Below are 25,180 nucleotides of genomic sequence, written 5' to 3'. Positions count from 1 at the left end.
TCTGTCACCGTCGCCTCACCAAATGAAACGACGTCTAAGTGGCCCGAGAGGGGGTGATGCCCATGTCATCCCCTCACCTGGAAGACGCCGAACAGGTCCCGGACGTAGTTGAGCCGGTCACGATTGGACCTACTTGGGAGCGAGGGGAGGATGGACGATTCATCCTCCCCGAGTTCACGCTCGGCTGGCACGTCCTGGCATGGACGGCGACCTGCCTTCAGCACGCCAACGGAAATCGGTGGCGGTACACGTCCGAGCAGGCCCGATTGGTCCTGTGGTGGTTCGCCATCGATCGCGAGACAGGTCAGTTCGCCTATCGCGACGCCGTCCTCCAGCGCTTGAAGGGGTGGGGTTGAGGGCAAGGACCCATTCGGCGGGACGCTGTGCGCGACCGAGTTCGTGGGTCCCGCTCGCTGGTCGGGGGTAATCGCTGACTTCGACGATCCTGACGGCGTGCCTGAGGGGCAGCCCAAGGGAGAGCCCCACCCGGAGGCGTGGGTGCAGGTTGCGGCAGTGTCGAAGGATCAAACTCGTAACACGATGATCATATTTGGGTCGCTCTTCACCAAGGAAGCGCTCGCCGAGTACAGCATCGACATCGGTAAAGAGATCATCTATGCCCGCAAAGGGCTGGCCCGGATCGAGGCAGTTACCTCGTCCCCGCGCGCCCTTGAGGGCGGGCGCACGACGTTTACCTTGCTCAACGAGACGCATCACTGGATCGAGTCGAACCAGGGCCACGAGATGGCCGCGACGATCGAGCGCAACGCCACCAAGTCGGCGGACGGGGCGGCTCGCACCTTCGCGATCACCAACGCGTTCGAGCCGGGCGAGGATTCCGTTGCCGAGCAGACGCGGGACGCCTACGAGGCCGCGGAGGCCGGGCGGGCCGAGGACACGGGCATCCTGTATGACTCGCTGGAGGCTCCACCCGAAGCCAAGCTCACCAAGCCGTGGCTTGAGAAGGTGCTGCTAGCGGTGCGGGGCGACTCGGACTGGCTGAACATCCCGCGCCTGATCAAGTCGATCCTTGACCCGCGTAACCCGCCGTCCCGGTCGCGCCGTTTCTGGTACAACCAGGTCGTCGCAGCGGAGGACGCGTGGTTGGCCCGTTACGAGTGGGACGCCTGCAAGCGCGAGGATCTGTCGCTGGCGGACGGTGACGAGGTCGTGCTGTTCTTCGACGGCTCCAAGAGCGACGATGCGACCGGGCTGTGCGCCTGCCGCATGTCGGACGGCCTGGTGTCGGCGCTGGGTGTGTGGCAGAAGCCAGCGAACTGGCCGGCGCCGAACTCGCCGGGCTACGTGCCGTACCGGGTGCCGCGCGATGACGTGCACGGCGTGGTCGAGAACGCGTTCGCCCGCTTCAAGGTGCAGGCGTTCTTCGCGGACCCGGGCTCCGGTCAGGATGACGACGACGGCGAGATGTACTGGGACACGTACATCGACGTGTGGGGTCAGACCTGGGGCCCGAAGCTGGCCCTGCGGTCGGTGCAGTCGGGCCCGAAGGCGCACGCGGTGCGCTGGGACATGCGCGATCCCCGCAATCAGGAGACGTTCACTGAGGCCGTGAAGCGCACCCACGCGGACGTGCTGGAGCGGACCCTGATCCACGACGGGCACAAGGTGCTGCGCACGCACGTTATCAACGCCCGGCGGCGCACGAACCGGTGGGGGATCACGATCGGCAAGGAGCACCGTGAGAGTGCACGCAAGATTGACCTCGCGGTGTGCGCGATCGGCGCCAGGATGCTGCGCCGCATGATCCTCAATTCGCCGAAGCGGCCAAAGAAGAAGGCCACAGGCCGGGGGAGGGTGGTGGTGCTGCGGTGACCCTCTCGATCCCCGAGCTGCCGCTGGTGTACCTGTCGGACGACGAACTCGCGCTGATTCAGATGCTGCGGGCGGACATGCTGCGGGACCGGTGGGCACTGCAATTGAGGGACGCCTACTTCAACGGTGAGCAGTTGGTGCGCGACCTCGGCATTTCGATTCCTCCGCAGCTCAAGGGCCTGCACACGGTGATCGGCTGGCCGCGGGTCGGCGTCGAGAGCCTGGAGGAGCGTCTCGACCTGGAGGCGTTCCGGTGGGCGGACGGATCCGACTCTGCGGATCTGGCGGAGATCGCTGAGGCGAACGACCTGTTCGACGAGTCGTCGCTGGCTCACCTGGATTCGCTGGTGTACGGCCGCGAGTATCTGGCGGTCGGCTCCGGTGACTGCGGTGATGACTGTCCGCCGCTGATCTCTGCGGAGTCGCCGCTGGACATGACGCTGATGTGGGATGCCCGTCTGCGGATGGGCACGGCGGCGCTGAGAGAGTGCGCTGCGGACTCCTTTGTCGAGTCGGGTCCCGAGGAGCGGATGATCGTCCTCTATCTGCCGGATCAGACGGTGATGGCTGTGCCGTCGGAGTCGGGCGGCTGGGAGGTCGTCGACCGGGACATCCACAACCTGGGTGTCGTGCCGGTGGTGAGGATGGCGAACCGGCAGCGCACCGCAGACCGGGTCGGCAAAAGCGAGATCACCCCCGAGGTCATGTCGATCACGGATGCGGCCTGCCGGCGGTTGATGGGCATGGAGGTGGCGGCCGAGTTCTTCGGCGCCCCGCAGCGCTACATCTTGGGCGCCTCCGAGTCGGCGTTTCAGGACGCGGAGGGCAACGCCAAGAGCGCCTGGGAGACGTACATCGGCCGCGTCCTCGCTCTGGAGCGGGACGAGGACGGGCAGGTCCCGACGGTCGGCCAGTTCGCGGCGCACGATCCGACGGGCATGACGAAGATCGTTGACCTGTATGCGCGGATCATGTCGTCGCAGTTCGGTCTGCCGCCGCACATGCTCGGCTACACCACCGACAACCCGGCCTCCGCGGACGCCATCCGGTCGACTGAGGCGAAGCTGGTGAAGCGCTCCGAACGGCGGATCCGCCGGTACGGGGCGGCGTGGCAGCAGGCCATGCGCCTCGCGCTGTGGGTGCGTGACGGTGAGCCGCCGGACAAGACGCGGCGGATCGAGACGGTGTGGCGGAACCCTGCGACGCCGACGGTGGCCGCGCAGGCGGACGCCACGGTGAAGCTTGTCCAGGCTGGGATTCTTCCGGCCGATTCGGATGTCGCGCTGGAGATGGCCGGCCTGTCGGAGGGGCAGCGGCAGCGTGTCCGTGCGGACCGGCGCCGTGCTGGTGCTGCGTCGACGGGCGGGCGCCTTCTGGACCGGCTCGCCGGTCTCGATGAGCGTCCTGCTACTGCTCTGCCGGATGTGGTGGAGGTCGACGGTGGCGACGACGGTCTCTGACAGGGGCGGTGACGCCGACCGCTATCGGGCTGCTCAGCGTGGTCTGACCCGTCTGCTGGTCAGGGATGCGCGCGGCCTGCGGCGTTTGATCATTCCGTCTCGGCTTCGAACGTCGGTGCCGGACTGGATCGCGGCGATGCAGGCGGTGATCGAGCAGTACGCGCAGACGTCGGCCGCACTGGGCGCCGAGTTCTACGAAGCCCAGCGGGAGGCGGCATCAGCTCCTGGCTCCTTCACCGTGCCGGTTGCGGACCCGCCGGCCGAGGCGCGCACCGAGGCCAGCTTGCGGTGGGCGACGAAGGACGTCTGGGACCGGGACCCGGAGCAGGCGTCCGAGGCGCAGCGGCAGCCCCTCGCCGTCCGCCTGGAGCAGGCGGCGAAGAAGGCAGAGTTGGTCTCCCAGAAGCTGGTCGCCGATACCGGCCGGGCCACGGTGCTCGACGCGGTGCGTGAGGACCGGCAGGCCACCGCTTGGGCGAGGTCGGCGGCCTTGGGAGCATGCGCTTTCTGCAAAATGATCGCCTCCCGGGGGTCTGTGTTCGCGCAGGACACGGTGCGTTTCCGGGCCCATGACGGCTGCCATTGCGGAGTGATCCCCGTCTTTCGGGGGCAGCGGTTCGAGCCGTCCCCGCAGGCAGCGGAGTGGGCACGGCTGTACCAGGAGTACGCCGCGGGCCATTCCGGTAGCCAGTTGGCCCGGTTCCGGCGGGCGCTGGCCGAGCACGACTCGAACCCGCTCCCCGGAGCGTTCTAACCCTGGTCGCCCTGGTGGCGGCCTTCCCGTTCCACAGCCCCTGGAGGGCCGATTCGTCATGTCCGAAGAGACCGAGCAGACCAGCGAGCAGCAGGAGTCCGGCACCGAGGAGACCGTCGACGAGACGGGAACCGAGGAGAGCGGCACGGTGCAGCAGGACGACGCCCAGGAGGCGGAGACCGGCAGCGACGAGAAGCCGTTCGACCGGAAGCAGGCCGAAGCGAAGATCCGCAAGGCGAACTCGGAGGCTGCGAACCTCCGCAAGCGCCTGAAGGAACTGGAACCGAAGGCCGCCGAGCTGCAGCGCATCAAGGACTCCGAGAAGACCGAGTCCGAACGCCTCAACGAGCGGCTGACCCGGGCGAACGAGCAGATCGCCGCGACCCGCAAGAGTCTCGTTGAGGCTCGCGTGCAGGCTCTGGCTGGTGCGCAAGTCGGGGAGCGGGCGCCGTTCACCGACCCGGAGGACGCGGTCGGACAGCTCGATCTGACCTCGTACATCGACGAGTCGGGTTCGATCGACGAGACCGCCATCGAGGCGGATCTCCAGGCGCTCTTGGAGCGCAAGCCGCACTGGGCGCGAGTCCAGCCCCAGGAGGGCCCGCGGCGCCCCGCACCGGACCGCACACAGGCGTCCGGCGCCAACCGAAAGCAGGCCCCCAACCCGGCGGACGAGTTCGCCGGGTGGCTGAGTAAGCGGCTCCCTAGCCGCTGAGAGAAGGAATCATGGTGGCTACGGCCCCGATCACTACGTCCGGTCTGCCGGAGGAACTCCTCCCGCGGACCATCACCGCTCCGATCTTCGAGAAGTCTGTGGAGCAGTCCGCGGTCATGGCGCTCGCCCGTCGGGCGCCGCTGGCTCTGGACGCGACCACGTCGGTGCCGATCCCGCTGGACGTCCCGACGGCCGACTGGGTCGGCCAGGGACAGAAGAAGCCTCTGTCGACGGGCGGCATCGACGTCAAACACATGACGGCGAAGAAGCTCGCCGTGCTCATTCCGGTGGCGATGGAGGTCGCCCGCACGAACACGGCCGGCCTGTACCAGCAGCTCCAGAGCGACCTGCCGACGGCGTTCGCGCGTGCCTTCGACCACGCGGCGATCCACGGCAAGACCATGAAGGGCGCCACCGGCCCGTTCGCCGAGTACCTGGCGATGACGTCGCAGTCCGTCGCCCTGGGTACTTCATCGCAGGGCACCGGCGGCATCTGGGCGGACCTCGTCAAGGGCATGGACCTGGTCATCGACGAGGACTACGACTACACCGGCACGGTCGCGGACCACCGGCTGAAGCCGAAGCTCCTCCTCGCCACGGACACGACCGGCCGGCCGATCCTCGTCGACACACAGACCCCGGGCACGAACATGGCGTCCGCGGGCACACTGATCGGCGAGCCGCTCGCCTACTCCCGGTCGGTGTCGGGCAAGCAGCGCCGCCAGTCCGCGTCGGCGGACACGGGCCTGCGGGCGCTCGGCGGCGACTGGTCGCAGGCGGCCTACGGCGTCGGCATGGACATCACCGTGCGGATCTCCAACGAGGCCACCTACGTCGACGAGGACGGCGGCGTGCACTCCGCGTTCCAGGAGAACCTGGTGCTGATCCTCGCGGAGGCGTACTACGGCTTCGTGATGGGCGACGAGGACGCGTTCGTCAAGTACACCGGCACCCCGAGCGGTTCCTGATGGCGAGGGCTGTCCCGGCTTCCGCGCCGGGCGGGGCAGCCAAGCCCCTGAAGATCGTCGCCAGGGTGCATGCGGCCCCACCGGAGCACAATGCGGGCGCCGAGCACATGCTCGTGTCCATGCTGCGCCCCCTGGTGGAGCGCGGCCACGACGTGTCGATGTGGCTGTCCCGCTACGGCACGGCCCACAAGGAGTACGGGTACCGCGGCATCCAGGTGATTCCGCTGGAGTCGCGGCTGGACTTCCCGACCGCGGTGCGCCGCGCCGACGTGCTGCTGGCGCACCTGGAGACGGTGCCGTCGACAGCATCCCTGGCCCGTGGGTACGGCAAGCCGCTGATCGTGGTCTGCCACAACACGCACCGTCCGACGTTCCGGGATGCCGCGGCGGGCGGCACTGCCCTGGCGGTGTACAACTCGCTGTGGATGGAGCGGGAGGCGGAGCTGTTCTTCGCCGAGTACCCGAAGTCCATCCGGCCCGCCGCGTCGCTGATCGTGCGCCCGCCGGTGTTCGCCGACGAGTACGCGACCAAGCCCGGCAAGGCCATCACGCTGATCAACTGCAACCCGGAGAAGGGCGGCAGGGTCTTCGAGGCCCTCGCCGACCGGATGCCGGACCAGCAGTTCCTCGCCGTGAAGGGCGCCTACGGCGAACAGATCCTCCCCAACCTGCCCAACGTCGAGGTCGTCGACCACGTCCGCGGCGAGGACATGCGGGAGCAGGTGTACGCCCGCACCCGCGTGCTGTTGATGCCGTCGTCCTACGAGTCGTGGGGCCGGGCAGGCGTTGAGGCGCTTGCCAGCGGTATCCCCGTCCTGGCTCACCCGACGCCGGGCCTGTGCGAGTCGCTCGGGGAGGCCGGCATCTTCATCGACCGGGCGGACACGGCCGGCTATGAGGCGGTTCTTCGGAAGCTCGCGGCGCCTGCCGAGTACCGGCTGGCGTCCAAGCGGGCGAAGGCCAGGTCCGCCGAACTCGATCCGGCCGCCGACCTCGCGGCCTGGTGCAGTGCAGTGGAGTCCCTGGCCTGAGGAGGCGACCATGCCTTTCGTCCCTCCCACCTCCGAACAGCTCGGCCTCTACCTGGGGCTCGACGAGATCCAGGGCGACCGCGCCGATCTGCTGCTTGAGTCGGCGGTGGCGCTGTGCGAGACGGTCGTCAAGCCACTCCCGGAGGGCGCGCAGGCCGTGGTTCTGTCGGTCGCCGGCCGGGCCTACGTCAACCCTCAGCAGGTGTCATACGAGACCATCGGTCCGATGTCGGTGCAGCGCCCGTCCGGCTCGGGCGGCCTGTACCTGACGAAGGCCGACAAGTCCGCCCTCAAGTCTCTGGCCGGCCGCGGCGGCGCCTTCACGGTCGACCCGACACCGCCGTCGGCGGACCCGTCGCCGACCTGGCCGATCGGCGACGGCGACTTCGTTGACGAGTTCGAGCCCGGCTGGGGCTACTGATGCCGGCCCCGTACCCGTTTGGGGAAACAGTACGGATCGTCCGCAAGGGCCCCTCGCCGGGGCGTGACCCGCGCGGGCAGCCGCTCCCGGGACCGGACGAGTCGTTCGACGTACCGGGCTGCGGGGTCACCCCGCGTGCGGAGACACCGCAGGTTGGCGGCTCGCAGCAGCAGGACCGGGACACCGTCATCGTCGGCTGGACCGTGTACGCCCCCGCCGACCACCCGGGCATGCCGCTGCGAACCACGGACAAGGCCCGTATCCGCGGCGTCGACTGCGACATCACGGGCGAGCCCGGCGACTGGGGTCGCAGTCCGTTCACCGGCACGCGCGGCGTCGTCCAGTTCGCCGCCGACCGAGTCACCGGCTGACCAGGGGAGGCGATGACCTGTGCCTGCGAGGTTCAAGATGAAGCGGGCGGGTGTCGGGGAGATGCTGCGGATGCCGGGGATGAAGGCGGAGATGCTGCGCCGAGCGGACGTGATCGCGGACGTGGCGGTCGGTCTGTCCCCGGTGGACACGCGCAGCCCGGACCCCGGCCACTACAAACGGTCGTGGGAGACGTCGGCGACGTCCCGGGGTGGTGTGCGGCGAGACCGTGCCGCGGCGACCGTTCGGAACACGGCCCACTACGCCCGCTGGGTGGAGTACGGCACCGAAAAGGTCCGGGCCCACCACGTTCTGCTCAGAGCGGCGCAGATCGGCGGGCGGAACCAGTGACCGTCATCGTCGATATCGAGTTGGAACTCATCACGCGAGGCGTGGCCCGTTTTCCGGATGCCGTGGTCCGCGACGAGTTGGACAACAACCTGCTCAACGAGCTGCCGACGATCCAGATCAACCAGATCCCTGCGGGTGACGACGACGGCGTTCGGCTGGCCCGGATGCTCGTCGACATCGACGTGTACGCCGTGACCCGCGCGGACGCGATCGGCGTGGCCCGGGACGTGCACGTCTGGGTGACGGGCGAGCTACGCGGATCCTCCAGCAGCACCCTGGTCATCGGCCGCACGGGCGCCATCACCTTGCCCGCGATCCGCCCCTACGAGAACACCGCCCTGCGCCGCGTCGGGGCAACCTACGAAATCTTCTGCCACCCGGTCTCCTGACCGGCTTCGGGCCCGCGCCGGACCCAGTTCCCGCCCGTGCGCGGGCTTTCGCATGTCTGGAGACATCATCATGGTTCAGATCACCCGCGCCGCAGATCTGCTGGAGGTCGGCGCTAACGGCGGCGGCTGGACCGCCCCGCTGGGCACGTCCTCTCCCGGGGATCCGGCGATCCAGCCGGGGGCGCCGTGGCTGCCGCTCGGCGCGATCTCCGATGACGGCCTCACCCAGGGCTTCGACGAGGACAGCGAGTCGTTCACTCCGTGGGGCTACACGGCGCCGATCCGCACCACCATCACATCGAGCCTGCGAACGTTCGGTCTGACCGTGTGGGAGACAGGCCGAACCACGGTGCAGTCCTTGCAGTACCGCGTGGACGTCGCCGACCTCACCCCGACGTCCGGCCTCACCACGTTCGCGGAGACCGCATCCCCCAGCCCGGACCGGAGGGCCTGGTGGTTCGTCGTCCTGGACGGCGACTCCTTCCAGCGCGGCTTCTACGTCCCGGCTGGCGAGATCACCGAACGCTCGGACGTCTCGCACAAGCAGGACGAGGTCGCGGGCTTCGAGTGGACGATCACGGCTTACCCGGACGAGGCCGGCAACACGGTCTACCACTTCGACCGGGTGCCCGAAACCGAGGCGTACACCGGTTCCTGAGACGGGTGGACGGGCCGCTGACCGTGGCGCGGGCCCGGCCCGTCCACCTCCCCCCTTCCCTGCCCGCGCCTGAGATGAAGGAGCCCGCGCCGTGGCCGCACCACGCAAAACCACCAGCAGGAAGCCCCGCACCGCCGCGAGGGCCGCCTCCCGGCCGTCCACCAGCCGCACCACCGAACCCGACGCTGGACCGGAGGTCACCCCGGCCGAGGCGCAGGAGATCGAAGCCGAGGGACACTACGTCACCGCCGAACTGTGCGGCGAGGAAGTTCAGATCGTGCCCGCTTCGGCCTGGCGGTCTTCCTGGCAGCGGATGCTGCACCAGGGCGACTTCGACAGCTTCGCCCGCAACGTCTTCAGCCCCGAGGACTACGAGTTCTACCTGGAACTGGACCCGACGATTGCCGAGTTCCTGCAGTTCACCCAGGACGCGGCGGCCAGCATGGGTGAGAGCCTGGGAAACTCGCGTGGACCCGCCACGTCGTCCAGGAGCACGCGGAGGCGGTAGAAGCGGATCTGCTCCGCTACTACAACGGCGTCGACCTCCTCGACGTGCACCGCGGCGAGATGTCGTGGCGGCGGCTACGGGTCCTTATCCAGCACCTGCCGCCCGAGTCCGCGACATGGACCGCACTGCGCAACCAGTTGACACCGGCCGAACTGGCGGCACAGGCGGAGAAGGGCGAGCCCGAGAAGGGTAGCTGGTCGCAACAAGACCAGCTCCTGGCCGCCGTGTATGACCGACTGAGTCAAATCCAATATGTGCTGACCTGCGTCAACACAGAGAAGAAGAGTAAGTGGCCTGATCCTCCGGAGCCGATGCGGCGGCCGGGCGCAGCACCGAAGAAGACTCGGGCGCAGCTCACCGCAAAAAGCGCCGAGACCCTCTTTCAGCTACTGGACATGGGCGCCGCGTAGGGCGCCGGGAGGAGGCTCCCGGTGCCCGCCATCTCCGTCGGATCCGTCGAAGTCGATGTCCTGCCCAACGCCCAGGGTGTCCGGCAGCGCATGCAACGCCAACTCGTCCCGGCTGCGGATGAGGTCGGTGAGGAAGTCGGCCGGGTCATCGGCCGGCACGTCTCCGGCCAGGTCGCTGCTGCCATCCGGGACGGGGTGACGGCCGGCGGCCGGACGGCGCAGGCTCCGGCAGCCCGGCAGGGACAGTCCACGGGCAGCACGTTCGCCCGGTCGCTGCGCTCCACGCTTGAGGCTGCGCTCCGGAACCTGCCCGAGGTGCGGCTGACCGCCAACTCGTCGGATGCAGAACGGGAGATCTACAACATCCGCCGCCAGATCATGGCGTTGCAGGATGCACGGATCGGCATCGACATTTCGTCGGCAGATGCGGTCGCCGCGATCAACCATCTGCAGGAGCGGCTGCAGCGGCTGTCGGCGTCGGATGCCGACGTGGCGATCCGGGTCGACGCGGCCGGTGCAGCGACGACGTTGGCTGCCGTCCAGGCTCAGGTCAACCGCTTGGACGGCCAGAACGCTCGGGTCGATGTGGATGTTCGGTCGGCGGCGGCGAACCTTCATCTGCTGACGACGGCGGCGCTGGCGTTCGGGCCGGCGATCCTCCCTGCCCTGCCGGTGGTGGCGGCCGGCCTGGGGGCGGTCGCCGCGGCGGCGGTGGCTGCCGCGGTCGGCTTTGGGTCGGTCGCTTTGGTCGCGGCCCCCGCGTTCATGCAGATCGGCAAGACGCTGCAGGCGCAGAAGGCTGCTCAGGATGCGGCGACGCAGGCCACGCTGCAGGGTGGACAGGCCGCGTCGCAGGCGGCGTCGCAGGCTCTGCAACTGGAGTCGGCGCAGCAGTCGCTGGCGACGGCGGAACGTAACGGCGCCCGGCAGATCACCCAGGCTCAGGCGCAGGTCAAGCAGGCGAAGCAGGCGGCGGCGGATGCGATCGCCCAGGCGGCGCAGCGCAACGCCGAGGCGGCCCGACGGGTGCGCGACGCTGAGCGGTCTCTCGCGGACGCCCAGCGCGATGCCCGGCGCGCCCAGGAAGACCTGTCCGACGCCCGGAAACTGGCTGCACGCGAGCTGCAGGATCTCAACTCGCAGCTTGCCGGTTCGGTGCTGGACCAGAAGGACGCCGAGCTGGCGCTGAAAGAGGCGGCGGCTGAGCGCGACAAGGTATTGAAGTCGTCGAAGGATCCGCTGGAGCGGGACCGGGCACTCCTCGCCTACGAGCAGGCTGTGCAGCGACTCAAGGACCAGCGCACCGAGACGGCCCGGCTGAAGGAGGAGACTGCCGCCGCGAACAAGGCGGGCGTCTCAGGCTCCGACACCTACAAGTCGGCGCAGGAGCGGGTCGCGGACGCCCAGCAGACGGTCGCCGACCAGACGCGGGCGGTCAAGGACGCCCAGGCCGAGGCTGCACGCACACAGGTGGAGACAGCCCGGCAGGTCGCGGACGCGCAGACCCGTGTGGGGGAGGCCACAGCGAATGTGGCGGTCGCCCAGCAGTCGGCAGCGGACGCGGTGTCCTCGGCGCAGCGGCAGATCGAGTCGGCGTCCATCTCTGCGGCCGGCGGTGTGGACCAGGCGGCGATCGCGCAGGCCAAGTACGACGCGGAGTTGGCGAAGCTTACCCCGTCGGCGCGGAACACGTATGACGCGTTCCTTGACCTGCGGACAGCGTTCTCCGCGTGGTCGAAGGCGCTGCAACCGGCCGTAATGCCGATCTTCACGAAGGCGCTGATCGGGCTGAAGAATAGTCTGCCGGGGCTGACGCCATTCGTAACGGCCGCAGCGACCGCCATCAAGGGTTTGCAGGATCGGGCGTCCGCCGGGTTCAAGAAGCCGTGGTGGCAGGAGTTCAAAGCCGATCTGGAGACGTCGGTCGGCCCGGCGATCACCGGCTTGGGGATCGCCTTCGGTAACGTGTTCAAGGGCATGGTCGGGGTCATTGATGCCTTCTTGCCGAAGATGGATTCGATCTCTGGCAGGATGCAGGGCCTCACGGGCAGGTTCGCCGCCTGGGGGCAGGGCCTGAAGGGCTCGCCGGAGTTTGAGCGGTTCCTGTCGTACAGCTCCCAGATGGCCCCGAAGGTGGGGGACGCGATAGGGAAGATCGCGGGTGCGTTCCTTTCGGTCGGCCAGGCCCTGGGACCGCTGGGCGGCATCTCCCTGACGGTACTGGGCGGCATCGCGCAGGGCATCGGATGGGTCGCGGACCACGCTCCGTGGGCGATCCAGGGGATCTACGGGATCATCTTGGCGATGTATGCGTGGCGGACCGCCATGCTGGTGTGGACCGGCGTGCAGTGGCTGCTGACGACTGCGGTGGCCGCTTATAACGCGGTGATGCTGGCCGGCCCGTGGGGCTGGATCATGTTGGCGATCGTCGCCGTTGTCGGCGCGATCATCCTGTTGTGGAAGAACTGCGAGTGGTTCCGGGACGCGGTGAAGGCCGTATGGAAGGGCATCAAGATCGCCGTTGTCGCGGTGATCGACTGGTTCAAGGGCCCGTTCGCTGACTTCTTCACGAAGACGCTTCCGGCCGTGTTCCGCACGGTCATGGACTGGGTGAAGAACAACTGGCCGTGGATCCTGGGTGCGCTCACGGGCCCGGTCGGTCTCGCCGTGGTGGCAATCATCAAGCACTGGGACGACATCAAGGGCGGCATCTCTGACGCCTGGGGCTGGATCAAAAGGAACGTGCTGGTCAACATTCGGGACTTCTTCACGAAGACGATCCCCGGGTGGGGGACGTTGCTGAAGAACAAGATGGTGGATGCCTTCGATAAGACCGCGAAGGGCATCAAAATCGGCTGGGACAAGATCAAGGGATATGCGCGGGAGCCCGTTGGGTTCGTCGTGGACACGGTGTACAACCGGGGTATTCGAGGCGTCTGGAACAAGGTTGCGGGCGCATTCGGGGCACCCAAGCTGCCCTACTACAAGTTCGCCTCCGGTGGCGTCATGCCCGGCTACACCCCGGGCCGCGACGTGCACGACTTCTATTCCCCGACCGGCGGAGGTCTGTCCCTGTCCGGCGGCGAGGCGATCATGCGGCCCGAGTTCACCCGGGCCGTGGGCTCGGGCTTCGTCCACTCGATGAACGCGCTGGCCAAAAGCCGTGGCGCACAGGGCGTGAAGGCGGCGCTGGCCCCGGTGTTCGGGGGAAGCGCGCCGACATCGACGGACACCTCCCTACGCTACAGCCGAGGCGGCACCTTCCCGGTGCAGCGCTTCGCGGACGGCGGCATCTTCGGATGGATCAAATCGGCAGCCTCGAAGGCGGTGGGTGCCGGTTCTGACGCCTGGAACACCATCAAGTCGGGCGCCTCATGGCTCGGCGACACCCTCGAAGCGTCCGCGCGGGCGGGCGTCAAGGACGTCGTCAACCCACTGCTGCGGCAGTTCCCGGGTATGGACACCGGGTTCGGACAGATGATCCGCCGCATCCCCAACAAAATCATCGACACGTTGTTCGGCTACTCGAAAGAAGCCGACAAACGAGGCGGTGGCGGCCTCGGCGGGCCCCGCATCCAGGCCGCACTGCGCTGGGCGAAAACCCAGAACGGCAAGCCCTACCAGTGGGCAGGCAACGGAAACCCAAGCTGGGACTGCTCGGGTTTCATGTCCGCCATCGAATCCGTCATCCGGGGCCAGAAGCCCCACCGCAGGTGGGCGACGATGGCGTTCTCCGGGCAGGCCGCGCCTCCCGGCTGGGTGAAGAACGGCAACAGCCCGTTCCGAGTCGGCATCACGAACGCCGGCGTCGGCCACACGGCGGGCACCCTCGGCAAAACCAACGTCGAGAGCCGCGGCGGCGACGGCGTCGTCGTCGGCCCCCGGGCGCGCGGGTTCAAGGACTCGCTGTTCGGGTCGTGGTACGGCTTCCAGCCCGGCAAGTACGACAACGGCGGCATGCTCCAGCCGGGCTTCAACCTTGCCTACAACGGGACGGGCCGACCCGAGCCTGTCCTGACCGGGAGCCAGTTCAACGCACTCGCCCAGGGCAGGCAGCAGCAGCCGGTCGTGGTCGAACTGCACGCACAGGAAACAGGCTTCGGCCGTCTCATCGACGTGCGGGTGCAGGAACACGACAAGGCCCTGATCTCCGTCATCAACGCGAGCTGAGGAGGAATCTTGGCGATCCCCGGGAACCTCCTCAGCTCGGCGACGGAGTCGATGGACCCGTCCATCACCGGCTGGTACAGCAAGCTGAATTGCACGATCAGCAAGGGCGGTGGCGGTCGGAACGGCGATGGGTGCCTCGCCGTGAAAAGCGTGGCAGCCGGCGAGACGCAGGCCCGCACCGTCTCCTCCTACCCGGTCACCGCCGGAACGCTGTACCAGGTCTTTGCGGACACGTCGGGGGCCTCCTCCACGGCCGAGCGGATCGGCATCCGCTGGCTTTCTGGCGCGTCCACCGAACTCGGCACCACCTGGTCGCAGTCGACCATGGCAGCGTCCGCGTCCTGGCACCGCGTCTCTGTCGCCGGAGCAGCCCCGGCAGGCGCGGTCAAGGCACAAGTTCTGCTCTCCTCGACCGAGCCGGGGGCGGGGGCCTTTCACTACTGGGAGCAGGTCTACCTCGGCCTGCCCATCCGAACGATAGGCAACCTCTTCCCGTTCACCACGGAATCCAGCGAGGTCGACGCAAGCGGCTGGACCCCCGTCGTCAACGCAGTGGTCTCCCGCCAAGTCCCGGTGATGAGCTGGGCCATCACCAACTACCTGGGCGGCGGCCACGCCCTCGCGGTGACCACCATCGCCTCGGGCAACGCCAGCGCGCAAACCGTCGACCGGCCCACCGTCACCCCCGGCGTCGAGTACCTCGCCTACGCCTACCTTCAGCCACCCGTACTCACCGCCACCGCATGGATAGAACTGCGCTTCCACGACGCTCTGGGAAACCAGATTGCCAGCCAGCGTTCAGTACTCGCCGCGCCGGGCACTGGCATGTACCGGCAGCGCGCCAGCATGACCGCCCCGGCCGGCGCGGCGACCTGCTCACTCGCGGCCGGCCTTGACGGGGCCTCGGCCGGGCAGGTGCTGCGCCTGGAGACCATCGCCGTCACCGTCGCTGTCAGGCCACAGGCAGGCTCCGTCGTCCCCTACGCCGACTCCAGCTTCGAGCAGGGCATCGCAGGCTGGACCGTCGCCACGGGAGTGGCGACGATCGCCCGCAGCACACCATGGAGCACCCCCAACTACTCCGGCGCCTACTCGATGGCCGTCACCTCGGCGACCGCCGGCACCTCCACACTGCGGTCGGCGCGCTTCCCACTGACCGAGGGCGTCAACTGGCGGGCACAGGCCGCCGCCCATCCGGTCAGCGGCTCGTGGACCACCGTCACCACGAGAGTCCGCTGGTACGACGCCGCGAACGCCGACCTCGGCGCCTCGACCGGCACCTCCTGGTCGCTGCCCGGGTCATCCTGGTACGTCCTGCCGTCAGACGCGGTCGCCCCCGCCGGGGCAACGCAGGCTGCTGTAGAGCTTGCCGTTGTGGCGTCGTCGACGGCTTCGGTGCTGTACATCGACGGAGTGTCGCTGTGGCAGGTGCTGCCCCGGACGGCCGTCGAAGCGCAGTCGGAGGGCGGATACATCACGCTCACCCTGCGGGAGCTGCCGGTCGACTACCTGATCAGCGTGTACCGGGTGGGTCCGGACGGAGCCCGGACTCTGGTGCGCGGAGGCAGCGGTCTCATCGAGAGCCAGCCCATCACCTCCGACCTGATGATCATTGAGGATCATGAGGCGCCGATGGGGATACCGGTCTACTACCGCCTGCAGTTCTACAGCGCGGCCGGCGACCCCACCTACTCGCGATCCTCGGATCTTGTGACGCTGACGCTCACGGACATCAACGAAGCGTGGATGAAGGATCCGGGCAATCCGCAACGGAACCTGAAGGTACTGGTGCAGAGGGCCCCGGACTGGCAGCGCCCCGTCGAGCAGGCGTCTTTCATCGTCCGAGGCAGACGCAACAAGATCATTCTGTCGGGGAAGCGGCAGGGACTGGAAGGCGACCTCGCCGTCTGGACCAGATCCGACGCCGAACGGGCCGCGCTGCATCTGTTGCTCGACTCCGGCAACACACTGCTGTGGCAGACCACACCGGGCATGGGCGTCACCGACATGTACGTGTCCGTCAGCGGCATCACCGAAGCCCGCGTCAGCAAACTCGCCCAGGAACCGTGGCGAGCCTGGACCCTGCCCCTGACCGAAGCCGACATGCCGACCGCCGTGGGCATCAATGGCGTCTCTGGCCGGACCTGGCAGGACGTGGTCACCGAGTTCGCGACCTGCACCGACCTGTTGTCCACCTACGCCACCAGCGAGGATCTGCTGCTCGACCGGCGGGGGTGAGCATGTACCCCGTCTCCGACCGGTTCCTGCAAGCCCTCGCCGAGGCGCACACCCCAGTGACATTGGTGGAGCTGTTCCTCACCACCGGAGACGTCATCGAAATCCCGCACACGGGCGGCTCCGTAACCGTCGACCGAACACAGGCCATCCGCCGCACCTGCACCATCACCGTCGCCGACCCGACCCTGATCCCGCGAACTCCAGCCGACGAACTCGCCACCTACGGCGCCCGGCTGCGAATCTCCCGTGGCGTCGACTACGGCGACGGCAGCCCGCCCGAACTGGTACCCCTCGGAGTATTCAGGCTCGACTCGGTCGACGGCGACGTCAACGAAGGCCCAGTAACCCTGAGCGGCAAAGACCTCTCAGCGATCATCATCGACGACAAGTTCACCACCCCCTACCGGGTCGCCGGAACAGTCGTCTCCGCCATCACCGAGCTGATCCAACGCAGCGTCCCCGGCGCCGACGTCATCAACCGCATCACCAACGCCACCATCGGCAGCCGAACATTCGACGTAGAGGCCGACCCGTGGGCCGGCGTGCAGGAGATCGCCGCAGCGGCCGGCGCAGAGTGCTACGCCTCCCCGGACGGCGAGTTCATCCTCGCCACCCTCCCCGACCTACTCGCCGCCGACCCGGTGTGGACGATCGAGGCCACTGAGGGAGGCGTCTACATCTCCGGTAACCGGGCCATGACCAGCGACGGCGTCTACAACGGCGTCCTCGCCCGCGGCGAAAACACTTCCGAGAACTCGCCGCCGGTGCAGTACATGGCCTGGGACACCGACCCGAACAGCCCGACGTACTACAACGGGCCTTATGGCCGCCGGCCGCAGTTCCACTCGTCCTCAACACTCACTACGACGTCCGCCTGCAAACAGGCCGCCGATCTACTCCTGGCCAAGGCGAAGGCACCGAACGCATCCGGCGACATCGCCAGCCTGCCCAACCCCGCGCTCGAACCCGGCGATGTACTGAGGGTGATGCACGAGGACGGGACCCGCGAACTGCACCAGGCCGCAGCGTTCACCGTGCCCCTCGACCTCGGCGGTGACTTCCCGATCTCCACGATCTCGGCGAAGGAGGACGCATGAAACCGGCTCCCTCCATCAACCGGGACCTGGCCGCCGCGCTCGGGCGGAAAGCCCAACGCGTCGGCGCGACCACCCCGTCGGTACGCGGCGCCGACTGGCGGCTCGCCGTTGTCACCGCAGTCGCCGGGGACGGCACGGTCACCGCGGACGGCATTTCCGGCATCCGATGCATGGACAACTACGCCCTGCCCGCTGTTGACGACGTCATCGTCATCGACCAAAACTCGGCAGGGAACTGGCTGGCCTGGGGCCGCACCGCCACCTCGTCCGGCTGGACCACGCTCACCCTGGCCGCAGGCATGGCCAACCCGGGGCACGGCTGGACACCGAGCTACCTGCGAGAAGGCCGCCGGATCTGGCTGCGCGGCCGACTCGGTCCGACGTCCGGGGGGATCGCCGACGGTACGACACTCCTGACCCTGCCAACCGCGATCCGGCCCACCGTATCCGTGGGCTGGGCGGTAGCCCGAGACGCGTCGGTGACGCCCGCCACGCTCCGACTGGAGATCACCTCCAGCACCGGGGCGATGCGCACTTTCCAGTCCACGAACCTGCCGACCTGGGTCGCCCTCGACGGCATCAGCTACACCATCTAGGAGGGGCGCGTGCCCACAACCGACAGCTACGGGCAGGGCACCAGCCTGATCTCTCTGACCGACGCCCCCAGCATCCCCAAGGCCATCGCCGACCTCGCCGACGGCGTCATCCCGCGCGGCGTCATGCGGTTCGCGTCCGCATCCGCCCGCGGCGCCACGATCACCTCACCACAGGAGGGCATGGTCAGCTACCTCCTCGACGTGAACCGGCTGGAGCAGTACAACGGCTCCGCCTGGGTCACGCCGGAACCGTCCCTGGTCAGCGCCACCAGCGGAATCAGTGTCCGCTCCGGGTTTTCCCTCAACGACTTCTACGGCTACCGGCAGGGCCGAGTAACAGTCGTCGACATCTACCTCGCCCGCACGGGATCCACGATCCAGGCCGACGACGGCAACATCATCGACACCGAGTGCGCGACCCTTCCCAGCGGCTGGCGGCCGACACACGACACGATCGCCGGCTGCTACGACACCGGCGTCGTCCACGGCGGCTGGGTCGTCGGCACCGACGGAATCTGCACGCTGCGCACCGCCTCCAACAACCTCTCGACCAACGCGAACCTGCGCATGCACATCACCTGGATCCGCAGCACCTGACCCGCACCCAACCCCGCCCGCGCCCCTGACCGGGGTCTTTTCCATGCCCAGAAAGAGGCCCGCCTTGAATCTCGTCACCCGCTCCCAGCTCGGATGGCCAGCGTCCGCTGCGCCCAGCCAGACCACCACGAAGGGCGTCAAGGTCCATTACGAGGGGGCTCCCGTCTCCACGAAGCTCCTCACCGATCACAACGCCTGCATCGCCGAATGGAAGGCCATCCGAGCCTCCCACCTCGCCAACAAGACCGAGAACTACTCGGACGTCGCCTACAACTATGCGGCCTGCCCCCACGGCTACCTCCTCGAAGGTCGAGGGCTGCGCAAGCGGACCGGCGCCAACGGCAACCAGTCCCTGAACCAGGCGCACTACGCGATCGTCGGCCTCGTCGGCTCCTCCGGGCTGACCGGACCCACCGACGAGATGCTCTCCGCGATCCGCGACGGCATCGACCTGCTCCGCAAGAACGGCGCCGGCAGCGAGATCAAGGGCCACCGCGACGGTTACGCCACCGCCTGCCCCGGCGGCCCCCTCTACGCGTGGGTCCAGAAGGGCGCCCCGCGCCCCACCACCAGCAACGAACCGAAGGAGAACGACGTGGCCATCAGCGACGCCGACGCGGAAAAGATCGCGAAGAAGGTGCTGACCCTGGACGGGGTCATCGACAACCCCAACCCGGCGACCGCCAAGACCAACGGCTACATCTCGCTGGAGACCGCTGTCCGCAACATCGAGACCGTCGTCCGCCGGCTGGAGTCCGCAGTCGCCAAGCTCCCCAAGGAGTCCTGACCATGCGCATCTTCGGCAGAGAGCCGGTCGCGGTCCTCAACACGCTGTCCGCGGCGCTCGGTTTCGTCGTCAGCCTCGGCGTCACGCCCCTGACCGCCGAGACGTCCGCTGCGATCGTCGCCTTCGTGACCGCCCTCCTCGGCGGCATCGCAGCCGCCCGTACCCGACCGATCGCCCCGCAAGCGTTCACTACCGTCGTCGCAGCCGGCGCTGTCCTCGTCGCCGCCTTCGGCTTCGAGGTCTCCCAGGCCACCGTCGGCGCCGTCAACGGTGTCGTCCTCGCCGCGCTCACCCTGCTGACCCGCGTGCAGGTCACGCCCTCCAGCCCGTCGGTGCCGTCCGGGCCGACGGCGGTCTGATGACGTGCCGTGCGGCCCGGAAGTTCGGAAGACGGGGAGCGTTCCTCTTCTCCTTCGGATGCCTCTGGACCCTGTACGGCTTCGGGCAGCTCATGGAGCCACTGCCCGACACGAGCGGCATCCAACTCCTCCTCCACATCCGCCCGCTCGACTGGTGGGCCTGGGGCTGGATCGCCTGCGGCATACTCGCCATCGTGGCCTCCCCCCTCTCCCAGGGCCGCGACTGGTTCGCCTTCCCCGCGCTACTGCTGATCGTGGCGCCGTGGATGTGCTCCTACCTGGTCAGTTGGTGGCCGCTCGGTGACAATCCGAGGGGGTGGGTTACGGCACTGATCTGGGCTGTCGCAGCGGTGCCGGTGATCGTGGTCGCAGGCTGGAGAGAATCACCGCGGCCGGAGAGAGAAGAGCCGCCGCATGACCCCTGACGTGAACACCGTCGCCTCGCTCCTGGGGACGATCGCAACCGGCGGCTTGGCGGCATGGGCCGCCCGGTCTGCGAAGAGAACGACGCGGCAGGAGTCCCGAGACGACTTCCTCGCCGTCACCGAACAGCAGGGCAAGGCCATCCTCCGCCTGGAAGCCCGCGTCCAGCGACAAGAAACAGAGGCGGAGAAACAGCGCGAGAGGATCAGTGACCAGGACGAGGCGATCGGCTGGCTCCTGCACCGCGTCCGCTCCCTGGTCTCGCACATCAAGAAGGCAGGGTTGGAGCCTCCGCCGGCTGAGCCGATGTCGGAGCGGGCCCGCCTTTACATTCACCACATCGACGTGTGAGAGCTGGAGTGCGTATGCCTGAGGCTGTTGAGCGCCCGCCGCGCCGCGACGACACCGCCGCTGACGCCGGCTCCCTAGAACGCCTGGGAGTGCTCGAACCCCAGCCCGTGCCCGAGCCGGCCGCCGACCCGCTCCTGGAGCCGGTGCACGAAGACCCGGGCGAGCCGATACCCGACGATGCCGCATGACGGAACGCCCCGCACCTCCGCTTCGGCGGTAGGTGCGGGGCGTTCCGTCATGTCAGGACGTCAGGCGTTTCTTCAGGTCCGCAGCGTTCGGCCCGCTGTCCGTTGTCGGCATCTCCCACCGGTGGGCGGCTTCGTTGCCGTCGACGTAGATCAGGGTGCCACCCTCCGCCTGCGCCGGGGTCAGGTCGAATGTCTGTGACCGCCACTGCCAGGCGCCGGGCTGAATGGGCTCGGCGTTGCTGTACTTGTCTGGGGTGACGCCGGTCGCGTTGCCGCTGTCCCAGCCGACCATCTCCCCGTCCGGGGCCATCCACTTCCAGCCGCCACCACTGATCGGCGCCACCTCGTCGGCCGCGGCGCCCGTCATCGCCTTGTCCTTCATGGCGACGACGGCGAAGACACCGTTCGCTGGGGTCTCCCCGGTGGCCTCCTTCACGAAGACGACCGTGTCTGGGGTGATCTGCAAGACGCCGATACCGCCGTCGCCCGCAGTCTGGGCTGGGTCGCCGAGCTGCATGCCCTCCTCGACCTGCCCGGCCGTCGGCTGTCCGCTCGGATCGGGTTCCGCAGCCGCGGCCGTCGGCGTCTCCGCAGTGTCGCTGCCCTCGTCGCTGCCCCCGCAGCCGGTGAGTGCGGCTAGCAGTATCACGGCTGTGGCCGCCGTCGCGCGTGCACGCATGGTTCCCCCTGATGTTGAGTGCCGGATCACGGTAGATCGGGCGTGGGGGATCGGGTGGGGCTGTCACCGAGCCGTGACATGGCGACGCCGGACAACGGGCCGTGCGCGAGTCAGGAACCGGCGTCGTGTGACATGCGGGTCATCCCCACTGGGTGCCGCATGGAGAGGCCGCCGGCGTCCCGCACCTCAACCCCCCACCCGGCGGCAGTGAACACACTGCGGAACACCTCCTCGATGCCGTCGCGGTGGGCGGCACTGCGGTCGGCCACACGGACAATGCACCCGTGGTAGGTGTACGAGACCAGCACATCGGCGGGGGAAACCCTGAGGTTCAGATCCTGGACGCCTACCAAGCCCTCCGCGAGAGGGGCGGCGGAGTCACGGATGCAGACGAATGTGTTCATGCAGCCAGTCTCCCGAGACCAGCAGGGGGGCGGGGCCGATTTGCGAGGAAGACGAGAGCCAGAGCCGACGGGCACTGGCCCTCCGCCCGTGTCCCTGCTGTCGCCCGCTCGCTCGGTTGGCAGAGCGTGAGAGTAGAGGAACGCCGCCGGCTCCTCGGCGACGATGTGATCGCCGACATCCACGCCCGGGTCGCTCAGGACGGCGGCTCCGCCCGAGACGATCGACATCCTGCGGCGCATCTTCGCCCGGCCGACATGCCAGCCGCGCGAGGGCGGTAGCGCATAACGTTCCCTTATGCGTTGCGAGTCGGCCCCCAGCGCAGTTGCTACGTCAGGCCGTATCCACCTGCGTCGTCTCGGGAGGGGCCTGCTGTGCGCGGCGCCGAGCCCGCGTGCCATTGCCAGGCTTGTCTTGTGCCGCCCAATCCGGCTCCGGCCCCGGATCCTTGGCAGCGATCTTCGTCACTGTTAGGCCGGCCGCTCGACCACGTGTGTGCTGCCCGGTGTCGCATGTCAATAGCCGAACATCGCGGGCGGCGAGAGCTTGGATAGCCACAGCCCGGTCAATGATCTCATCATCGGCGATCGGGAGGCGAACATGCCCGGGCTGATCAAGGACGATCTCCAGGTTTACCTCGCCGCGCCAGGTGGCGGGCTCCCCGGTGGTGTCCGAGTATCTCAGGATGCCGAACGTTGAGCCGGCGAGCACGCTGTCTAGCAGGCCGAGTGTGTGGGTAGCTCGCCACCTCGCCTGGTGCCTGCCGGCTTCCTTCAAGCCGTCGAGTTCGTCTACCACGGTGATTGGGAAGAGGAGGCGGATAGGTTCAGCCGGAGGCAGCTTGAGCACCCTGTGCAGGTCAACGTCGGCGAGTTTGTCCGCGTTCTGAATGTAGAAGCTTGAGTCGGCCACCACGAACCACTCGCGCTTTCCCCAGCGAGAGATTCGCTGCTCCAGGGAGCTCAAGGCGTCATCGAAAGCCTGAACGCGTTCAGCGAGCTCTAGGGACACCAAGTCGTTGACCATGCCCTCCTGGTGGCTGCCAGCCATCCCTCCGCTGGCGCCAGCCAGCAGAGCTTCGTAGTGACGGGTCAGTACGAGGCGGTCGACGTCGGCTGTGTGGATCTGGCCAGAGAGGCGCCGAGCTGCACCGATCGCCCACCGCAGATACCGGACGAGGCGACTGTAGGCGGGGCCATCGAAAGGGCCCTGCATGTTGTCGACTTCGTTGCGCAGTGTCCTCAGCAGGACGAGGACGTTGTCCCGGTGCACGCCGGGAAGCGGGGTGACGAGCATTGAGGGATTGTGCCAGTGCCGCCACCCCAGGCATGGGTGAATCGATGATCTGACGGGCGCAGCGGTGGCCTCCAGCGCTCTCGATAACATGCCATATCGCGGGCGCAAAAACGGTACAATTAGCCATGGTTGAAGACCTTGTTCAGTGGCTCAGCACGCAACTCGACGGGGACACGTCGCGCGCCATGGAGGCAGCCGAGGAGCTCGGCCCGGAGTGGTACTACGACGACGGCTTCGTACTAGCTCGCCGTAAAGACGACATGGTCGTCACTGGATCGCAGGACTTCCTGGAAGCGGAGCGCGGTCGGTTCGTTGCCGACCACGACCCGGCGCGTGTGCTGCGGGAGATCGACGCCAAGCGGCAACTGCTCGCCCTGCATCGCCAACTTGAGGACGCACAGGAGATGCTCGACTTCTGCGCCATCTGTGACGCCACCGGGAAGTACCCCGAGTACCCGTGCGTGACGCTGCGCCTGCTCGCCCTGCCCTACGCGGACCGGCCCGGCTACCGGGAGGAGTGGAGGCCGTGAGCGACCTCATCCCGCACCAGCCGGACACCACCCCCGCCGTCTACGACGCTGCGACGCTCGCCGTCCTGGCCGCCATGGAAGAAGCAGCCGAGAAGCACCTCGACGCCATCCGCCCCCACAACACCAAACGCGGCTACGCCAACGACTGGGCGCTGTGGACCGAGTTCCACGCGTGGCTCGCAGAGCAGACCGGGCACCCGCTCGCGCTGACCGACGTCACCAAGGGCACGCTCGTCGGCTTCGTGGTCTGGCTCGACACGATCAAACTCGCCGCCCCGACCAGCATCGACCGCAGGATCACCGGGGTCACCGTCACCGCGCGCGGACTCGGCGTTGAAGTCCCCAAAGCCGCCACCGTCGCCGCCCGGCAAGCCCTCAAGCCGCTCAAGAACGACTCCGAACGCATGGCGCGCGGACGAGGCAAAGCAGCCGCCGCCACCCCCGAACAACTCCGCCAGATGAACGCCGCCGTCGCCGACGGACTCGCAGGACTCCGCGACCGCGCCCTCTGGCTCATGGCCTTCGGCATCGCAGGCCGCTCCGCCGAAGTCGCCGCCCTCCGCGCCGAGGCGATCGTCCACGTCAGCCAGGGCCTCGAAGTCCACGTCCCCGCCGTCAAGGGCCGACCGCCCCGGGACGTCGTCGTCGGCTACGGCCGCAACCCCGACACCTGCCCCGTCCGCGCCTGGCTCACCTGGAGCGCCGCCGCAGGCATCACCTCGGGACCCGCCTTCCTGCCCATCACGGTCCACGGCCGCCTCGGTGACCGGGCACTCTCCCCCGAAGCCTGCCGAGAGATCATCGCCCGCAACGCCGAACGCGCCGGACTCGCCGTCCGACTCACCGGCCACTCCATGCGGGCCGGCTTCATCACGGCCTCTAGACGCGCAGGGAAGCGAGAGGAGAAGATCCGCGCACAGTCCGGCCACGCCGACAATAGCCCCGCCTTCTGGGGCTACATCCGCGAAGCCGACAAGTGGACCGACGCGGCGAGCGAGGGAATCCTGTGACCATCTGCTACACGACTGGCGATGCCACGACCCCGCCGGGCACCGGCCCGCGAATCATTGCCCACGTCTGCAACGACGTCGGCGCCTGGGGCCGCGGCTTCGTCATGGCCCTGTCGATGCGCGGGCCGGAGCCAGAGGCCGCCTTCCGGGCCTGGCATCGCAACAGGGCGAGTAACGACTTCGCTCTTGGCGCCCTGCAGTTGGTGCCAGTGCACGACAACCTGTGGGTGGCCAACATGATCGGCCAGCGTGGCATCCGCCGGACTGGCGGGCAGCCGCCCGTCCGGTACGAGGCGATCGACCAGGCGCTCGGCCGCCTCGGTGGAGAGGCTGTTCGGCTGGGGGCGGCGGTGCACATGCCGCGCATCGGCTGCGGGCTTGCCAGCGGACGCTGGGAGGACATCGAGCCACTGCTGAAGAAGCAGCTCACCGCGCGGGGCATCGACGTCACCGTGTACGACCTGCCCGCCTGAGCATGGCAACACCCCCGCAGCCGACTGGCTGCGGGGGTGTTCTGCTGCTACTGGGTTTCGATGGAGAACCCGTCGTGCCCGTTACAGAGGGGATCCGGGCAGTACCAGAGGACGGAC

Annotated in this window: 29 protein-coding genes; 25 read left to right on the top strand and 4 right to left on the bottom strand. The window is 68.3% G+C overall.

Annotated features, from left to right (window positions below):
• Positions 1 to 453 precede the first annotated feature (453 nt).
• The 22 genes from ABEB00_RS14785 to ABEB00_RS14680 all read left to right on the top strand — a co-directional run bounded on the left by ABEB00_RS14785 (position 454) and on the right by ABEB00_RS14680 (position 20,485).
• Positions 454 to 1,833 (top strand): terminase, encoded by a 1,380-nt coding sequence (locus tag ABEB00_RS14785; protein ID WP_345620043.1) that lies wholly within the window; start codon positions 454 to 456, stop codon positions 1,831 to 1,833.
• Positions 1,830 to 3,293: a phage portal protein gene (locus ABEB00_RS14780; RefSeq protein WP_345620042.1), complete on the top strand. Its 1,464-nt coding sequence runs from the start codon at positions 1,830 to 1,832 to the stop codon at positions 3,291 to 3,293. The genes ABEB00_RS14785 and ABEB00_RS14780 overlap by 4 nt, the downstream gene beginning before the upstream one ends.
• Positions 3,274 to 4,047, top strand: a complete 774-nt coding sequence (locus tag ABEB00_RS14775; protein ID WP_345620041.1) for a VG15 protein — start codon at positions 3,274 to 3,276, stop codon at positions 4,045 to 4,047. The genes ABEB00_RS14780 and ABEB00_RS14775 overlap by 20 nt, the downstream gene beginning before the upstream one ends.
• A 58-nt stretch (positions 4,048 to 4,105) precedes the next feature.
• Positions 4,106 to 4,762 carry a hypothetical protein gene (locus ABEB00_RS14770; RefSeq protein WP_345620039.1) on the top strand — a complete coding sequence of 219 codons (657 nt, stop codon included), beginning with the start codon at positions 4,106 to 4,108 and terminating at the stop codon, positions 4,760 to 4,762.
• 11 nt (positions 4,763 to 4,773) lie between these two features.
• Complete coding sequence (locus ABEB00_RS14765) at positions 4,774 to 5,730, top strand: phage major capsid protein (RefSeq protein WP_345620038.1); 957 nt, start codon at positions 4,774 to 4,776, stop codon at positions 5,728 to 5,730.
• Between the two features lie 119 nt (positions 5,731 to 5,849).
• The gene (locus tag ABEB00_RS14760) at positions 5,850 to 6,761 is read left to right on the top strand and encodes a glycosyltransferase family 4 protein (protein ID WP_345620037.1); all 912 of its coding nucleotides are present in this window, start codon (positions 5,850 to 5,852) and stop codon (positions 6,759 to 6,761) included.
• Positions 6,762 to 6,771: 10 nt separating this feature from the next.
• Positions 6,772 to 7,182 carry a hypothetical protein gene (locus tag ABEB00_RS14755; protein ID WP_345620036.1) on the top strand — a complete coding sequence of 137 codons (411 nt, stop codon included), beginning with the start codon at positions 6,772 to 6,774 and terminating at the stop codon, positions 7,180 to 7,182.
• Positions 7,182 to 7,553 carry a hypothetical protein gene (locus tag ABEB00_RS14750; protein WP_345620035.1) on the top strand — a complete coding sequence of 124 codons (372 nt, stop codon included), beginning with the start codon at positions 7,182 to 7,184 and terminating at the stop codon, positions 7,551 to 7,553. The genes ABEB00_RS14755 and ABEB00_RS14750 overlap by 1 nt, the downstream gene beginning before the upstream one ends.
• Before the next feature lie 19 nt (positions 7,554 to 7,572).
• Positions 7,573 to 7,902: an HK97 gp10 family phage protein gene (locus tag ABEB00_RS14745; RefSeq protein ID WP_345620033.1), complete on the top strand. Its 330-nt coding sequence runs from the start codon at positions 7,573 to 7,575 to the stop codon at positions 7,900 to 7,902.
• Positions 7,899 to 8,291 carry a hypothetical protein gene (locus ABEB00_RS14740; protein ID WP_345620032.1) on the top strand — a complete coding sequence of 131 codons (393 nt, stop codon included), beginning with the start codon at positions 7,899 to 7,901 and terminating at the stop codon, positions 8,289 to 8,291. The genes ABEB00_RS14745 and ABEB00_RS14740 overlap by 4 nt, the downstream gene beginning before the upstream one ends.
• 70 nt (positions 8,292 to 8,361) lie before the next feature.
• Positions 8,362 to 8,949, top strand: coding sequence for a phage tail tube protein (locus ABEB00_RS14735; RefSeq protein WP_345620031.1), 588 nt, complete (start codon positions 8,362 to 8,364; stop codon positions 8,947 to 8,949).
• A gap of 91 nt (positions 8,950 to 9,040) precedes the next feature.
• A complete protein-coding gene (locus ABEB00_RS14730) occupies positions 9,041 to 9,457 on the top strand; it encodes a hypothetical protein (protein ID WP_345620030.1) in 417 nt (138 codons plus the stop codon).
• 44 nt (positions 9,458 to 9,501) lie between these two features.
• A complete protein-coding gene (locus tag ABEB00_RS14725) occupies positions 9,502 to 9,867 on the top strand; it encodes a hypothetical protein (protein WP_345620029.1) in 366 nt (121 codons plus the stop codon).
• A gap of 21 nt (positions 9,868 to 9,888) precedes the next feature.
• On the top strand, positions 9,889 to 14,037 hold the full coding sequence (locus tag ABEB00_RS14720) for a hypothetical protein (protein ID WP_345620027.1): 4,149 nt from the start codon (positions 9,889 to 9,891) through the stop codon (positions 14,035 to 14,037).
• A gap of 9 nt (positions 14,038 to 14,046) precedes the next feature.
• A complete protein-coding gene (locus ABEB00_RS14715) occupies positions 14,047 to 16,275 on the top strand; it encodes a hypothetical protein (RefSeq protein ID WP_345620026.1) in 2,229 nt (742 codons plus the stop codon).
• A gap of 65 nt (positions 16,276 to 16,340) precedes the next feature.
• Positions 16,341 to 17,372, top strand: a complete 1,032-nt coding sequence (locus tag ABEB00_RS14710; protein ID WP_345620024.1) for a DUF5047 domain-containing protein — start codon at positions 16,341 to 16,343, stop codon at positions 17,370 to 17,372.
• Positions 17,369 to 17,968: a hypothetical protein gene (locus ABEB00_RS14705; protein ID WP_345620022.1), complete on the top strand. Its 600-nt coding sequence runs from the start codon at positions 17,369 to 17,371 to the stop codon at positions 17,966 to 17,968. The genes ABEB00_RS14710 and ABEB00_RS14705 overlap by 4 nt, the downstream gene beginning before the upstream one ends.
• A 9-nt stretch (positions 17,969 to 17,977) precedes the next feature.
• The gene (locus ABEB00_RS14700; RefSeq protein ID WP_345620021.1) at positions 17,978 to 18,565 is read left to right on the top strand and encodes a hypothetical protein; all 588 of its coding nucleotides are present in this window, start codon (positions 17,978 to 17,980) and stop codon (positions 18,563 to 18,565) included.
• Between the two features lie 64 nt (positions 18,566 to 18,629).
• Complete coding sequence (locus ABEB00_RS14695; protein ID WP_345620020.1) at positions 18,630 to 19,352, top strand: peptidoglycan recognition protein family protein; 723 nt, start codon at positions 18,630 to 18,632, stop codon at positions 19,350 to 19,352.
• Between the two features lie 2 nt (positions 19,353 to 19,354).
• Positions 19,355 to 19,711 carry a hypothetical protein gene (locus ABEB00_RS14690; protein WP_345620019.1) on the top strand — a complete coding sequence of 119 codons (357 nt, stop codon included), beginning with the start codon at positions 19,355 to 19,357 and terminating at the stop codon, positions 19,709 to 19,711.
• Positions 19,711 to 20,136, top strand: a complete 426-nt coding sequence (locus ABEB00_RS14685) for a hypothetical protein (RefSeq protein ID WP_345620017.1) — start codon at positions 19,711 to 19,713, stop codon at positions 20,134 to 20,136. The genes ABEB00_RS14690 and ABEB00_RS14685 overlap by 1 nt, the downstream gene beginning before the upstream one ends.
• Positions 20,126 to 20,485 carry a hypothetical protein gene (locus ABEB00_RS14680; protein ID WP_345620016.1) on the top strand — a complete coding sequence of 120 codons (360 nt, stop codon included), beginning with the start codon at positions 20,126 to 20,128 and terminating at the stop codon, positions 20,483 to 20,485. The genes ABEB00_RS14685 and ABEB00_RS14680 overlap by 11 nt, the downstream gene beginning before the upstream one ends.
• Before the next feature lie 74 nt (positions 20,486 to 20,559).
• On the opposite strand, the gene ABEB00_RS14675 is transcribed toward ABEB00_RS14680, so the two are convergent.
• The 4 genes from ABEB00_RS14675 to ABEB00_RS14660 form a co-directional block, all read right to left on the bottom strand.
• Positions 20,560 to 20,724: a hypothetical protein gene (locus ABEB00_RS14675; RefSeq protein WP_345620015.1), complete on the bottom strand. Its 165-nt coding sequence runs from the start codon at positions 20,722 to 20,724 to the stop codon at positions 20,560 to 20,562.
• Position 20,725: 1 nt separating this feature from the next.
• Positions 20,726 to 21,352, bottom strand: a complete 627-nt coding sequence (locus tag ABEB00_RS14670) for a hypothetical protein (RefSeq protein WP_345620014.1) — start codon at positions 21,350 to 21,352, stop codon at positions 20,726 to 20,728.
• A gap of 110 nt (positions 21,353 to 21,462) precedes the next feature.
• On the bottom strand, positions 21,463 to 21,984 hold the full coding sequence (locus ABEB00_RS14665; protein ID WP_345620012.1) for a hypothetical protein: 522 nt from the start codon (positions 21,982 to 21,984) through the stop codon (positions 21,463 to 21,465).
• 103 nt (positions 21,985 to 22,087) lie between these two features.
• Positions 22,088 to 23,050, bottom strand: coding sequence for a PIN domain-containing protein (locus tag ABEB00_RS14660; RefSeq protein ID WP_345620011.1), 963 nt, complete (start codon positions 23,048 to 23,050; stop codon positions 22,088 to 22,090).
• Positions 23,051 to 23,175: 125 nt separating this feature from the next.
• Between ABEB00_RS14660 and ABEB00_RS14655 the strand changes: the two genes are divergently transcribed.
• The 3 genes from ABEB00_RS14655 to ABEB00_RS14645 are packed head-to-tail and all read left to right on the top strand — an operon-like array spanning position 23,176 to position 25,063.
• Positions 23,176 to 23,580 (top strand): DUF6221 family protein, encoded by a 405-nt coding sequence (locus ABEB00_RS14655; RefSeq protein WP_345620009.1) that lies wholly within the window; start codon positions 23,176 to 23,178, stop codon positions 23,578 to 23,580.
• On the top strand, positions 23,577 to 24,590 hold the full coding sequence (locus ABEB00_RS14650) for a site-specific integrase (protein WP_345620007.1): 1,014 nt from the start codon (positions 23,577 to 23,579) through the stop codon (positions 24,588 to 24,590). Before ABEB00_RS14655 ends, ABEB00_RS14650 begins: the two co-directional genes overlap by 4 nt.
• The gene (locus ABEB00_RS14645) at positions 24,587 to 25,063 is read left to right on the top strand and encodes a macro domain-containing protein (protein WP_345620006.1); all 477 of its coding nucleotides are present in this window, start codon (positions 24,587 to 24,589) and stop codon (positions 25,061 to 25,063) included. Before ABEB00_RS14650 ends, ABEB00_RS14645 begins: the two co-directional genes overlap by 4 nt.
• Positions 25,064 to 25,180: the final 117 nt, after the last annotated feature.

Origin of the sequence: Streptomyces ziwulingensis (genome assembly GCF_039542605.1) — a bacterium.
GTDB classification, from domain to species: domain Bacteria; phylum Actinomycetota; class Actinomycetes; order Streptomycetales; family Streptomycetaceae; genus Streptomyces; species Streptomyces ziwulingensis.
The sequence above is the reverse complement of the archived record's forward strand: the minus strand, read 5'-3'. Positions and strand labels throughout refer to the sequence as shown.